The sequence below is a fragment of the Variovorax sp. FW305-3-2-15-B-LB1 genome (genome assembly GCF_058787635.1).
Genome location: NZ_JBYSZY010000001.1, coordinates 277,162 through 290,502, shown reverse-complemented (window position 1 = coordinate 290,502; position 13,341 = coordinate 277,162). Strand labels below are relative to the sequence as shown.

12 protein-coding genes are annotated in these 13,341 nt (G+C 67.1%); 2 read left to right on the top strand and 10 right to left on the bottom strand.

Translation table 11 applies throughout. The annotated features are described in order from the left end of the window. Nucleotides 1-30 precede the first annotated feature (30 nt). Genes AC3WQR_RS01240 through AC3WQR_RS01225 form a run of 4 tightly spaced genes read right to left on the bottom strand, consistent with a single transcriptional unit; the run spans nt 31 to nt 3,611 of the window. Nucleotides 31-819 carry an enoyl-CoA hydratase gene (locus AC3WQR_RS01240; RefSeq protein ID WP_447745551.1) on the bottom strand — a complete coding sequence of 263 codons (789 nt, stop codon included), beginning with the start codon at nt 817-819 and terminating at the stop codon, nt 31-33. Further along, nucleotides 816-2,012, bottom strand: a complete 1,197-nt coding sequence (locus tag AC3WQR_RS01235; protein WP_447745548.1) for a CaiB/BaiF CoA transferase family protein — start codon at nt 2,010-2,012, stop codon at nt 816-818. The genes AC3WQR_RS01240 and AC3WQR_RS01235 overlap by 4 nt, the downstream gene beginning before the upstream one ends. Nucleotides 2,013-2,029: 17 nt before the next feature. Then, a complete protein-coding gene (locus AC3WQR_RS01230; protein WP_492740944.1) occupies nt 2,030-3,424 on the bottom strand; it encodes an amidase in 1,395 nt (464 codons plus the stop codon). Beyond that, on the bottom strand, nt 3,417-3,611 hold the full coding sequence (locus AC3WQR_RS01225; RefSeq protein ID WP_447745543.1) for a hypothetical protein: 195 nt from the start codon (nt 3,609-3,611) through the stop codon (nt 3,417-3,419). Before AC3WQR_RS01225 ends, AC3WQR_RS01230 begins: the two co-directional genes overlap by 8 nt. Before the next feature lie 126 nt (nt 3,612-3,737). On the opposite strand from AC3WQR_RS01225, the gene AC3WQR_RS01220 reads away from it, so the two are divergent. Continuing rightward, nucleotides 3,738-4,397 (top strand): GntR family transcriptional regulator, encoded by a 660-nt coding sequence (locus tag AC3WQR_RS01220; RefSeq protein ID WP_095745971.1) that lies wholly within the window; start codon nt 3,738-3,740, stop codon nt 4,395-4,397. On the opposite strand, the gene AC3WQR_RS01215 is transcribed toward AC3WQR_RS01220, so the two are convergent. Beyond that, nucleotides 4,363-5,283, bottom strand: a complete 921-nt coding sequence (locus AC3WQR_RS01215) for a LysR family transcriptional regulator (RefSeq protein ID WP_447745537.1) — start codon at nt 5,281-5,283, stop codon at nt 4,363-4,365. The two genes, AC3WQR_RS01220 and AC3WQR_RS01215, sit on opposite strands and share 35 nt — an antisense overlap. A 49-nt stretch (nt 5,284-5,332) precedes the next feature. Next, nucleotides 5,333-6,271, bottom strand: coding sequence for a cyclase family protein (locus AC3WQR_RS01210; protein WP_223301353.1), 939 nt, complete (start codon nt 6,269-6,271; stop codon nt 5,333-5,335). Nucleotides 6,272-6,548: 277 nt separating this feature from the next. Here AC3WQR_RS01210 and AC3WQR_RS01205 point away from each other — a divergent pair, with 277 nt between their 5' ends. After that, a complete protein-coding gene (locus AC3WQR_RS01205) occupies nt 6,549-7,925 on the top strand; it encodes an MFS transporter (RefSeq protein ID WP_492740951.1) in 1,377 nt (458 codons plus the stop codon). Nucleotides 7,926-8,120: 195 nt separating this feature from the next. Here the strand turns inward: AC3WQR_RS01205 and AC3WQR_RS01200 are convergent, their stop codons facing one another. The 4 genes from AC3WQR_RS01200 to AC3WQR_RS01185 all read right to left on the bottom strand — a co-directional run bounded on the left by AC3WQR_RS01200 (nt 8,121) and on the right by AC3WQR_RS01185 (nt 13,341). Continuing rightward, entirely contained in the window at nt 8,121-9,416 is a 1,296-nt protein-coding gene (locus AC3WQR_RS01200) for a porin (RefSeq protein ID WP_492740943.1), read from the bottom strand. 73 nt (nt 9,417-9,489) lie between these two features. Then, the gene (locus tag AC3WQR_RS01195) at nt 9,490-11,103 is read right to left on the bottom strand and encodes an AMP-binding protein (RefSeq protein ID WP_492740942.1); all 1,614 of its coding nucleotides are present in this window, start codon (nt 11,101-11,103) and stop codon (nt 9,490-9,492) included. A gap of 1 nt (nt 11,104) precedes the next feature. Further along, complete coding sequence (locus tag AC3WQR_RS01190; RefSeq protein ID WP_492740941.1) at nt 11,105-12,103, bottom strand: Bug family tripartite tricarboxylate transporter substrate binding protein; 999 nt, start codon at nt 12,101-12,103, stop codon at nt 11,105-11,107. After that, on the bottom strand, nt 12,100-13,341 hold the full coding sequence (locus AC3WQR_RS01185; protein ID WP_447745521.1) for a thiolase family protein: 1,242 nt from the start codon (nt 13,339-13,341) through the stop codon (nt 12,100-12,102). The genes AC3WQR_RS01190 and AC3WQR_RS01185 overlap by 4 nt, the downstream gene beginning before the upstream one ends.

Below are 13,341 nucleotides of genomic sequence, written 5' to 3'. Positions count from 1 at the left end.
GGGTTCTCTTGCAGGGTGGCGGTCATCGGTTCAGCTCCCTTCGAAATGCGGCGCGCGCCGCTCGGCAAATGCAGCCTGGCCCTCGGCGTAGTCCCGGCTGGCGAAGCACTGGCGCACCATCGCGTCGATCGCTTCCCGGGCCTGCGCTGTCGGGGGCTCCAGCGTAGCGAGAATCGCGGCCTTTGCGGCCCGCAAGGCCAGCGGCGCGTTCTGGGCAATAAGCGCCACGCGTGACGCCACTTCGGCGTCGAAGATCTCGGCGTCGATGCAGTCGTTGACCAGGCCCAGTCGCATCGCCTCGGGGGCGTGGAGGTTGCGCGCCGTGTAGAACAGGTCGAAGGTGGCCGGTGCACCCAGCAATCTCACCAGCCGCTGCATGCCCTCGAACGCGTAGCCCAGGCCGATGCGCGCGGCCGGCATGCGAAAGCGTGCGTTCGATGCGGCGAAGCGAAGGTCGCAGGCGAGGGCGATGCCCATGCCGCCGCCCATGCAGATGCCCTGGATGCGCGCCACTGTCGGCTTGGCGCATTCGGCCAGCACGCGCTGGGCGGTCGCCACCGCGTGGTCGTAGGCGGCCACGGCGTCGGTGCCGCTGCGCTGTTGCGCAAACTCGCTGATGTCGGCGCCCGAGACGAAAGCGGCGTCGCCTTCACCGGTGACGACAATCACGCGCACGGCGCGGTCGTGGGCCAGCGCCTGTACGGCTTCGGCGAGCTGCTGCCACATGGCCAGCGTCATCGCGTTGTGTTTGCGTGCATGGCTGATCACCAGGGTTCCGACCCCCGCTGCGGTCTCGGTCCGGATGTGTCCTTCGCTCATACCGCGGCCTTCGCTTGCAGCTGTTCGATGTCGGAGGGCGTGTAGCCAATCTCGGTCAGCATCTCGGTGGTGTGCTCGCCCCAGGCCGGGGCGGCGTGCGCGATGCGCGCTGGCGTGCGCGCCAGCGTGATGGGCTGCGACACCAGCCGATAGCGCCGGCCGTTGCCCGCTTCCACGTCCTGCGCGATGCCCAGATGGTTCACCTGGGCGTCCTCGAAGACCTGCGGAATCGAATAGACGGGGCCCGCGGGCACGCCGGCGCGGTTCAGCAGTTCGACCCAGTGCGCGACCGTCTGGCTCTTGAAGACCTCGGCCAGGGCCTCGTTGAGGGCCAGCCGGTGTTCGACGCGCAGCTTCTCTGTGGCGAAGGCGGGCACCGTCCTCAACTGCGGCGTCTGCAGGCATTCGCACAGCCGCACCCAGTTGCCTTCGCCCGACGCGCCGAGATTGAACACGCCGTCGCTGGCCTGGAAGAGGCCCATCGGGCTGCTCGTCGGGTGGTCGTTGCCTGCCTGGGCGGGCACGTCGCCGTCGTTGAGGTAGCGCGCGGCCTGGAAGTCCATCAGCGCCACCTGCGTGTGCAGCAGCGAGCCGTGCACCCATTGCCCCTGCCCGGAACGCTCGCGCTCCAGCAGCGCGATCAGGATGCCCGCTGCCGCATAGACGCCGGTGCCCGAATCGGCCACCGCGAGGCCGGCGCGCACGGGGCCCTGTGCGGGGAAGCCCGTGACCGACATCAACCCGCCCATGCCCTGGATGATCTGGTCGAAGCCAGGGCGCCAGGCATAGGGACCATCCTGGCCGAAGCCCGAGATGCTCGCGAGGATGATCCGCGGATTGACCGCGCGCAGCGCCTCGTAGTCGATGCCCAGTCGCGCCTTGACGTCGGGGCGCCAGTTTTCCACCACCACGTCGGCTGTTTCCACCAGCCGCATGAAGGCCTCGAGCCCTTCCGGCTTCTTGAGGTTCAGCGTCATCGATCGCTTGTTGCGGTTGAGGTTCTGGAAGTCGCCGCCCCAGCGGTCGGCTGCGAACATCGCCTCGTTCGGGTCGACACCCGCCGGGGGTTCGATGCGGATCACGTCGGCGCCGAAATCCGCAAGGATGCGCACGCATGTGGGGCCGGCGCGAACGCGGGACAGGTCGAGCACGCGAAAGCGCGCGAGGGCAGGGGAGGCGTTGATCTTGGGCATGGTTTCTCCGTGGGAAGTCAATGAAGCGGGGTGCGGGCGCGATGGGCGGTGCGCGCCGCGGGAACGGAAGGAGCGCCCGTCGGCGCGGCGAACTGGTGTCCGAAGGCCAGCAGCTCGGCCTCGGTGCCCGGCGCAGCGATGGCCTGGATGCAGACGGGTCGGCCGCGCGCGTCGGTGCCGATCGGGAACGACAACGAAGGGAGTCCGAGGTAGTTCACGAAGGCGTGGTAGTGGTGAAGCGCGACCAGTTCGCGCGGGTCGAAGCGGTCGGAGGTGGTGGTCACCGCTTGCGCGTCAGGCACGCCACGCGGCAGCGAAGGCAACAACAGCACGTCGGCTTGCGCGAAGTGCCCGGCGATGAAGGCGTCGCGCCAGCCCGCGCGGGCTTCGCAGGCGTGTCGGTACCAGGCGGCCGGGACGGCCCAGCCCGGCAGGAGGATTGCCTGCGTGATCGGCGCCAGCGAGCCGAGTGCGTGGCGCACGCTGTGCGCATGCGTGGCCGCGGCCTCGACGTGGAGCACGATCTGGGCAAGACACGACAGTTCGTCGAGCCCGTGCAAGGACGCGCGGTGCCATGCCACCGCGTGCGAGGTGGCGCGAGATTCGAATGCCCCGAGCCGGCTTGCAACGTCGTCGCGCAGGTCGGGCTGGTCCAGTGCCGACGCCACGCGCCAGCGGCGGTGGCGCGACAGGTCTTCCTCGATGCCTTCCATGCTGAGCAGACGCTGCGCCATCGGCGCTTCGTCGGGCAGCAGCGCCGCGAACACATGGGCCGCATCCGACACCGAGCGCGCCACCACGCCGACGGTGTCCAGCGATGGCGCCAGCTGCGACACGCCACCTGCGTCGATCACGCCGGCGCCGGGCTTGAATCCGACCACGCCACAGGTGGATGCGGGAATGCGCACCGACCCCGCGGTGTCCGTCCCCAGCGAGGCCCGGCACAAGCCGGCAGCCACCGCCACCGCCGAGCCGCTGGATGACCCGCCGACCGCCGCCGCCGGGTCCAGCGGATTCAGTGGTGCGGGAAAGTGCGGGTTCTCCGCGGTCGCGCCACAAGCGTACTCCGCCATCACAAGGGCGCCGAGGTAGGTCGCGCCACGCTCGGAAAGGCGTCGCAACGGGGCGGAAGGAGGGCCGGTCACCGCATCGGCCGCAGCGCCTTCCGGTCGTCCTTGCCCTGCGGCACGCAGCCCTGTGCCGAACACATCCTTGTGCGCCATCGCGATGCCGGAGAGCGGGGCATCCGCGATCGGCCGGCTGTCTGTAGCGCGCTCGACCACGCAGCGATGGACCGCAGCGCCGCGCTCGAAGGCCTCGCGCTGCAAGGCCAGCGCTTCATCGGCCGAGCTGGCACCCGTGGCAATCGACCGGCGCAGCGCGGCGATGGAGGGCATGCCCGCATCACTCATTCGCGTGCTCCACGGGGCGGATGTCGAACGGCGGTGTGGTGCCGGCGGCCAGACGGCTCGCCATGGGCGCCAGCCGTGCCAACGTGCGCGCCGCGCGGACCTGAAGTCCGGGTGCGGCATCGATGCCATGCAACTGCAGGCTCAGCGTGACCCATGTCTTCCATGGCTCGAGGGTGGGGTCGGTCAAAGCGGTCTCCTGGCACCGTGCGCTCTCTCTGGAGCAGGTAAAATTAAAAGATGGATGAGGTCTATAAATATATTTATAACTCACAAAAATGTTTTATTCAATCGTTGTTTTACGGGAGCTCGACCCATGAAAACCGCTGAACGCATCCGCCTTGCGGTCGAGGAGTCCATCCGCGACGGCACGCTCTTGCCCGGAGACACGGTGGACGAACAGGCGCTGATGACGGCCTACGAGGTCTCGCGCACGCCGGTGCGCGAGGCGCTGCTGCAACTGCAGGCCCAGGGCCTGGTGGAAAGCCTGCCGCGTGGCGGCATGGTCGTCGCGAAGATGGACATGACCCAGCTGCTGGCCATGTGGGAGCTGCTGGCCGAGCTCGAGGGCCTGTGCGTGCGGCTGGCCTGTGAGCGCATGACGCCCGAAGAGCGGCTCGACCTCGCCAAGTCGCACGAGCGCGCCGCCGCCGCGGTCAAGAAAGAAGACGTCAAGGCCTGGCAGGAGCACAACCGGCGCTTCCACGAGGCGCTCTACCAGGGGGCGCGCAATCCCTACCTGCGCCAGGAAATCCTGCGGATGCGTTCGCAGACGGGCGCCTACAGGCGCCACGCCTTTGCCGCGTTCGGTCGCCTCAAGTCGTCATGGGAGCAGCATTCCAAGCTGCTCGACGCGATTCAGCGGCGCGATGCCAAGGCCGCGGCCGAACTGATGGTCGAGCACATGAGCCCCGGCCAGGGCTCGACCAACTTCGCGTCGTTCATGGCGGCGCTGCCGAAGGAACTGATGGGGTGAGCGGCGGCAACTGCTGCTTCAGGAAGGTGACCAGCGCGTGCACCTTCAGCATCAGGTGGTCGCGCGTCGGGTAGACCGCAAAGAGGCGCCGAGGCGGCGCCACGTAGGCGTCGAGCGAGGTCTGCAACGAGCCGTCGGCCAGTGCATCCTTCACCATCACCGACGGCACCAGGCCCAGCCCGACGCCCCGGCGCATCGCGTCGATCAGCAGCAGGCTGTTGTCGGCGCGGAACGTGCCGCTCACCCGCACACGTGCGCGCCCGTCCGGTCCGTCGAACACCCATTCGTCGCGGTCGTCGCCCAACAGGTACTGCAGGCAGTTGTGGCCCGACAGGTCGGCGGGTGTCGCGGGCCGGCCGTGACGTTCCCAGTAGGCGGGCGCGGCGCACACCACGCGGGCCAGGTCCATCAGCGGCATGGCCACCAGGCTCGAGTCTTCCAGCCGCGCCTGGCCGCGCAGCGCGACGTCGATGCCTTCGCGCACCAGATCGACCGGCCGGTCGTTCAGCCGCATCTCGAGTTCGATGCCCGGGTGTTGCGCCTGGAACGCATGCAGATGCACGTGCAGATGCGACAGCGTGAGCGACACCGGTGCAGCCACGACCAGCCGTCCGGTCAACCCGCGGCTCACCGAGCGGACATCGGTCAGCGTGCGCTCGGTGTCTGCCAGCGTCCGCTGGCAGAAGCTGTAGAAGCGCTCGCCGGCTTCGGTGAGCTGCATGCTGCGCGTGGTTCGCGCGAGCAGGCGGCAATCGGTCCAGGCTTCCAGCGACTGGATGGCCTTCGTGACGACCGAGTTCGAGAGGTTCAGCGCACGGGCGCCCGCGGCCAGGCTGCCCTGCTCGACGACGCGGCAAAAGTACTGCATGGCAGCGTAGCGATCCATGGCGCCGAGCGTACCAGCCGACGAGGCCAACGCAGCACGCGCGAGCGTCTCAGCGCCGCAGCGGGATGGCGATGGGGCGCATCGGTGCGGCGTCGCCGCCACGCAGCTTGAGCGACGCGCCGATGAACGCGAACTCGTAGACGCGGTCCTTGGCGAGCGCTTCCAGGTTGACCAGCTCGATGATCGGCGCGCCCTGCTGCGCGAGCAGGTAGGTGTGCACCGGCACGTAGTTGTCGTCGGCGTCGGGCGGGAAGGTTTCAAAGCTCAGGTTGTCGGCACCCACGACCATCGCGCCACCCGACTCCACGAGAAAGCGCGCGGCATCCACGCTCATGCCCGGCGGCGAATCCATGTAGGCGTCGGCTTTGTCGTAGAGCTTCATGCGGCCGGTGCGGATCAGGACCACGTCGCCTGTCTCCAGCTTCACGCGCTGCTTGTCGAGCGTCTCCTGCAGATCGGCCCGGGTGACGCGGTAGCCGGGCGCCAGCATCTCGACGCCCTTGGCGGCGGCAACGTCGATCAGGACGCCGCGGGCCACGATCGGCGGGATGGTCTCGGCGCCGGTCTTCTTCCAGCCGCGGTCGCCCAGGTGTTCGCGCGCCTCGAAGCCGTTCCAGATCTTGCCGTCGAGGCCGAAATGGTTGAGCGCATCGATGTGCGTGCCCATGTGGGTGTACATCGAGATGGCCGCGCCGGTGTAGCTCACGTGCTTGTTCTGCGTGTGGCCGACGCCCATCGGGTCATCGACCACGGTGCCGTGCGGCGTGTGCGTCATCCAGATCTGGTAGCGCGGATCGCCGATGCCGTGCCAGCTCGGCATGCCGACGAAGTACTCGACCGACAGGTCGTACACACGCGCACCGTCCGCGCGGGAAAGCACCTGGGCCTTGGTGCTCGCGGTCATGAGGTTCAGTCGGCCGAGTTCGTCGTTCGGGCCCCACGGGCTCTTGCCCACGACGGGGGCTGCGAAGGCGAGGGTGACGCTCATTGCGCCCCATAGAGACGCCGCGGCGCCGATCCTGCGTATCCATTGCGACATTGAAAACTGCTCCATTTCGTTCGGTTGCTTGGTTGGCTTGGCACGCACTGCGCGGTGCCAGGTGCTGACCTTAGGAGGAACGAAGTCGCGCGGAAACCGTGCCGGCGGCAAAGGACCTTTCTCGATTCGCGAACGATGAAACCGGCGGAGACAGATCCCACGGAGGGTAACTACCAATGTGCGATGGAATGCCTATAAATATATTTATAAACATTATGCGTACACCATGAAGGGCTGGCGCATTCCTGGAGTTCTGTCATTGAAGAAAAAGGAAACTGCTGTGGAAGCTACCTCCGTCTCATCCCTCGCGCGGCCTTCGGCCGGCGCCCATGTTCCCTCGGACCACGACCGCATGCACCGCAAGATCGCATGGCGGCTGGTGCCGTTCCTGGTGTTCCTGTTCCTGCTGGCGTGGATCGACCGCGTCAACGTGGGCTTCGCCAAGCTGCAGATGCTGCAGGACCTGCAGTTCAGCGAGGCGGTCTACGGGCTGGGCGCCGGCATCTTCTTCATCGGCTACTTTCTGTTCGAGGTGCCGAGCAACCTGCTGCTGCAGAAGATCGGCGCGCGCAAGACCCTCGCGCGCATCACGATCCTCTGGGGCCTCACGTCGATGGCGATGATCTACGTGGAAACGCCCACGTCCTTCTATGTGCTGCGCTTCCTGCTCGGCGCATTCGAGGCCGGATTTTTCCCGGGCGTGATGCTGTACCTGACGTACTGGGTGCCGGCGCATCGCCGCGGCAAGATCAACGGGCTCTTCATGACCTCGTTTGCCATCGCGGGCGTCGTCGGCGGGCCGCTCGCAGGGTTGATCATGAGCGGCATGGAAGGCGTCGCGCCGTTTCGAAACTGGCAATGGCTCTTTTTGCTCGAAGGCATTCCTTCGGTGCTTGCCGGCTTCGCGGTGCTGGCCTGGCTCCCGGACCGGCCCCAATCCGCACGCTGGCTGACCGAGGCCGAGAAGCATGCGCTGGCCGCCGAACTGCAGAAGGAGAACGCCGATGCCCCCAAACAATCGAGCTTCGGCCGGGCGTTGCGCAACCCCATGCTGTGGCTGTGCACCGCCGCCTATTTCTGCATCGTGAGCGGCAACGCCACCATTGCGTTCTGGACGCCCTCGATCGTCAAGGAGCTGGGCGTGAAGGGCACGCTGAACATCGGCCTGCTGTCGGCCATTCCGTTCATTCTGGGAACGGTCGCGATGGTGCTCAACGGCATGCATTCGGATGCCACCGGTGAGCGGCGGCGGCACTGCGCCTATGCGACGCTGATCGCCGGCGTCGGGCTCGTGGCCACCGGCGTGTTGATCGAGCAACCTGTGTTCGCCATGGTCGCGTTGAGCTTTGCGACCATCGGCATCCTCGCCGCCTTTCCCGTGTTCTGGTCGATCCCCGCTTCTTTTCTCACGGGCACCGCTGCGGCGGGTGGCATCGCTTTCATCAACTCGGTCGGCAACCTGGCGGGGTTCGCTGCGCCCTTCACGATGGGGTGGCTGAAGACGTCGACGGGAAGCGTGGCCGCGGGCCTCTATGCGGTCGCGGGACTGGAAATCATCGCTACGCTCGTGCTGTTGTATGCGATGCGCAATCGAGCACGCTAGACAGTGATGCATCGCTCCTTCTGGATCTTTGCCGTTGCACCGCATGCGCCTTGCGAGTCAAAGAGCGTTGCCCTTCCGGGCCGGAAGAGACGGCCCCTGTGCGGGCCTTCCCTTTGCCCGGCAAGCGCGCAGCGCTGCAGCACGCGGGAGTTCAGGGCCGACCACCTGGAAGGTCCGCCGCGCGAGTCAGTGCCCTCAGAAGGCGTGCCGAATGCCCATGTCGTAGCCGGTGGTGCTCGAGGGGACATAAGGTGCGCTGATCCCGGCAATGCCGTTCGCAAACCTCACCCCGCCTCCGGGACTGATGGCCATCGCCGCATTCACGGACCCGTTCCACTTCATCTTGGTTCGCGCAACAGTGGCATAGAGCGCGGTGCGCTTTGACAGGTTGTACACATAGCCGGCGGCGAACTTCTCGATCCTGGCATCGTTGTCTTGCAGCCATGTCGCGGGATTCAAAGCATTCACCGTACGGGGAGAGGCGTAGTTCACGCGCGAATAGGACGCACGGATCAATCCAGGCCCGACCGGGGCCGTGATGCCGATCAAGCCACCGGTGTACTTCCCATTGCTCTCGTTCCTGAAGGGATGCGGAATGCCGCCGATGTTGGCTACGTTCATCTTGCTGCGCTCATCCCTGATCTGCGACAACTGGCCGAACAATTTGATGACATCGAAATCGTAGGAGACCCCAGCGTTGAGGATCTTCAAACGGTCCTTGTCGAATCCGCTGAGATCGTCCTTGGTGTCTTCCTGGTAGGCGATGGCCAGGTTGAGCGGGCCACGTTGATAGCCGAACCGCCCCCCGACGTTTCGCCCGCCCTTGCTCGGACTGTGGCTCACACCACTTTGCTTCAGGTTCTCATGCAGCGAGTACATGACCTGGCCGTAGAACCCGCCAACATTGCCCGGCAGGAAATAGCCGACGCTGTTGGAGGCGCGAACGTAGTTGTCAAAGGGCATCAGGTTCGCGGGCGACTTTCCGTGGCTGGTGGTGAGCCCCGTGCCGATCGGATTCCATAGGTTCGCGCCAACCCCGACCGTGCCAAAGGGATCGAAGACCGTCAGATTCCAATAGGTCGGCACATAGTCCCGGCCCAGGCGCACTTCGCCAAACGGCCCCGACAGGCTGACCGTCGAGCGGCGGTCGAAAACGCCAAGCCCCTGGGCTCCGTCGTCCGGTGTGAGTGTGGATTCCAGCCAGAAGCCTGCAGCAAGCCCGCCGCCCAGATCCTCCTGTCCGCGAATGCCCAGGAGAGAAGGGGTGTGCGCGCCCGACGCGAGCTTCGTGGCGCCTTGCGAGATGGATGTCGGCGCTGCCAGGGACCACCAAGGCAGGCCTGCGGGCAGCACGCTCTTGGTCTGGTAGTGGCTCACCGAGATGTCGACGACGCCGAAGAGCGTCACAGAAGACTGCGCCCAGCTCGAAGGCCCGATGAACAGCGATGCAAGTGAGATGGGAAGAAAAAGCTTACGCCCGTGGTTGTGCATGAATGTCTCCTTCGTTGTTGTTGATTGCGCAGGGGAAAAACGGCCTGCCGCCGCCTGCGCCCAGGTCGTGTGTCTAGGCTGAGGGCGCCTCGAACACGGTCGCGACCGTCCCCTCGCGCAACCATTCCTCCAGAACCCGCGCCAACGGCTTTTCCGACGCGGTCTTGGGGATCGCTTCGATGGCCATCAGCCGCCCGGGAAGGGCGTTCTTCGATAGCGTCTCGCGCAAACGCGCATGGAGCACCGAAAGGTCCAGGTCGGCGTGATGGGGGACGACGGCTGCGACGACATCGCGTTCGCCAGGCGCCCCCGAGGCCGCTGCCGTGCCGAACACAAACGCATCGCGGACCAGTCCGGTGTCCGCGATGGCCTTCTCGATCTGCGCCGGGTCGATGAATTCGCCGTTGCGGCGAATGCCATGGCCGCGGCGGTGCTCGAAGTAGAGCCAGCCGTGCGCATCGGCGCGCACGATGTCGCCGGTCCAGAGCCAACCGTCCTTGCCTTTGCTCTGCGAGGCCTGCGGGTCTTCGAAGTACGCGATGTCGAAGGGCGCGCCGCTGGCCGGCCGGAACGCCAGTTCGCCCGGCGTGCCCGCAGGCGCATCGCTGCCGTCTTCGGCGACGATGCGGACGGAGAACGCCGGGTGCGGGCGGCCGATGCTGCCGATCGGACCTTTCCCGAAAGGGTTGACCGTCAGCCCGCCTTCGGCGGTGCCGTAGAACTCCAGAACATGGACGCCGAAGCGCTGCTCGAAGTCACGCCAGATGGCCTGCGGCATGCCCGCGGCGACGACGAAGCGCACGACATGAGCCCGGTCGCCGGGCGACGGCGGCTCGCAATAGACGGCGGTGGTCATGCCGCCCAGCAGGGTGAAGGCAGTGCACCGGTGCCGACGCACGATCTCCCACAACCGTGACTTGGTGAAGCGGCGCGACATGACGCAGGCGATCCCGAGCCTCAGGGCTGCACCCAGCGTGACCAACTGGGCATTGGCGTGCGTCAGCGACAGGCCGGAGTAGAGGCGATCGTCGTCGGTGTAGCCAAAGGCGGAGGCCGCCAGTGCCGCCGTGTCGACGAAGCGGCGGTGGGTGATCACGATCCCCTTCGGCTCTCCGGTCGTGCCGGAGGTGAAGAGAATCTGCATGGGGTCATCGGGATCGACGGGCGTGAAGTGTGCCGAGGGGAGGCCTGCCTGTGTGTGGCGGGCCAGCAGTTGCGCGTAGTCCAGCGCTTCGCAGGCGCGCGGCGCATCTGGCGCAAGTTCGCCCGAGACCACACGCACGACCCAGCGCAGGTGGGTGGCGCGCGGTCGAATCTGCGCGACCGCAGCGGCGGCATAGTCCGCCGCGATCACACCCACGCAGTGCGTGCGATCGATCAGTGCGGCGAGCCTGTCGCCTTGCGCCCGCGCATCGATCGGTACCAGGACCGCCCCGAGGTGCGCGGTCGCCACCATGGCTTCGACGAACTCGGGGTGGTTCGCCATCACCAGCGCGATGGCGTCGCCACGTCGGATGCCCAGGCCTTGCAGGGCCCGGGCCAGCGCCAGGCCGTTCTCGTGCAGTTGCAGGAAGCAGCGGTGCTGCTCGGGCAAGGCCGGGCCCGCCTCGAAGGTGAGGGCGATCGCATGGGGACGCGTGCGTGCGTGATGGCCGACGAGATCGGCCAGGGTCTTGAAATCCGTCATGTCAGTCCGCCTTGATGCCCGTCTTGTCGATCAGGGCCTTCCATTGCGCCGTCTCTTGCGCCGTCAGCGCAGCCAGTTCAGCCGGTGTCGAGCCCTCGGGGGCCAGGCCGAGTTGCAGCAGATGGCTTCGGAATGCGTCGCTCTTCAGGATCTCCTGCACCTCGGCGTTGAGTCGCACGATGACCGGCGCGGGCGTGCCCGCCGGTGCCCACAGGGCGTTCCAGCCGCTCAGCTCGAATCCGGGCAGGGTCTCCCGGACCGTCGGCACTTGCGGCAGGACGGGGAGTCGCGTGGGGGTGGTCACCGCCAAGGCCTTGACGCGGCCGCCGCGAACGAGCGCCAACGCCGAGGCCTGGGGCTCCAGTCGGACTTGCACGCGCCCCGCCATCAACTCGGTGTTGGCATTGGCGCCGCTGCGGTAGGGCACATGCAGCAGATCGATGCCGCAGTGCGCCTTGATCAGCTCCATGCCCAGGTGGAAGGCGCTGCCGTTGCCCGTGGAGGCATAGGCCAGCTTGCCGGGCTCGCGCTTCGCCAGGGCGATCAGCGACGGGAGGTCGAAGGCCGGCAGGCCGCTGTGGGCGAGCAGCACGTACCCGCCGCGCGCGACCAGGCTGATCGGCGCCATGTCCCTGGCCGGGTTGTAGGGAAGCCGCGGGTAGAGGTGCGGGTTCATCGTCGCCACCTGGTTCATGGCGTAGAGCAGCGTGTGCCCGTCAGCGGGTGCCTTGAGCGCCTTGTCGGTGCCGATGATCCCCGAGGCCCCCGGCATGCCTTCCACATAGACCGGGTTCGACAGGCGCGCCGACAACGCGTCGGCGATCAGACGGGCCACGATCTCGGGTGCGCTGCCGGTGGTTGCGGGCACGATGACCTGGATCGGTTTGGACGGCCAGGCCGCGGTGGCGGCCCTGGCAGCGTTGCCGGCAAGGCCGGACAAGCCCAAGGCGATCGATTGCCCGAGGAGAGTGCGTCTGGAATACATGGTGGCGTGCTTCATCCGTGTTGTGCAGCCCGTTCAAGAATAGTGATGGTCGCGGCCGCTTCCTCATGGCCCAGGAAGCCGCCGCCGTTCTCGGCAAGGGCCAGGCGCGCATCGGCCACCTGTCGCCCGCCGGCCTCGCCGCGCAATTGCAGGACGAGCTCATGGATCTGCATCAGGCCGGTGGCGCCGATGGGGTGGCCCTTCGACTCCAGCCCCCCCGAGGGGTTGACGGGTCGACGACCGCCCAAGGTGGTGTGGCCTTGTTCCGCGAGCCATCCACCCTGGCCGGGCTCGCACAAGCCCAGGTGTTCGCACTGGACGATTTCTCCGAAGGCCGTGGCGTCATGGACTTCGCTCACGTCGATGTCTTCGGGCCCGACGCCGGCATCTGCGTAGGCGCGCAGTGCCGCGCGGCGGCTGATGGGCGTCTCGCTTCCGCCGGCGTGTGCCGACCCGCTGGCCAGAACACTGGCCCGAACGCGCACCGCACGCTTCGCATCGAAGCGCTCCAGGGCGTCCTCGCGCACGATCAACGCCGCAGCCGCGCCATCGCCGATCGGCGCGCACATCGGCAGAGTCAGGGGCCAGGTGATGGCGCGCGCCGCGAGCACCTCGTCGACCGACATCGCGACGCGATGCTGGGCCAGCGGGTTGTGCACGGAGTGGCTGTGGTTTTTGGCGGCCACATGGGCCAGCTGTCGCTGCGTGGTGCCGTGGCGTGCCATGTGCGCGCGGGCCAGGGCCGCATAGATGTCCATGAAGACGCTGCGTTGCTGTGCGACGGCGGCTTGTGTGGGGTCCTCACCAGCTTGTTGTGCAAGAAAGCGCAGCAGTGCCTCAGGCCTTTCGGCGTCATGGGCGCCATCGAAGATGGAAAAGGTGCGGGCTTTGTCCGGGTGCGACAGCTTCTCCGCTCCCACCGCCAATGCGACGTCACACAGTCCGGCGCGCAGATGGGCGCAGGCGAGGTAGAAGGCGGTCGACGCACTGGCACATGCGTTCTCGACGTTGATGATCGGAATGCCATCCAATCCTGCCTCGCGCAGCGCCACCTGACCACCGATCATGTGCTGCCCCTGCAGGAGCGATTGGCCGACGTTGGCAAAGAACGCCGCACCCACCTGGTCGGCCGTCGCACCAGCGTCGGCCAGGGCGAGATCGATGGCCTGGCGGGCCATCGTGCGCAGCGGAACATCCGCGGAGCGGCCCGTGGGCGTGCTGCCCACGCCCACGATGTAGAGCGGAACCGTCAT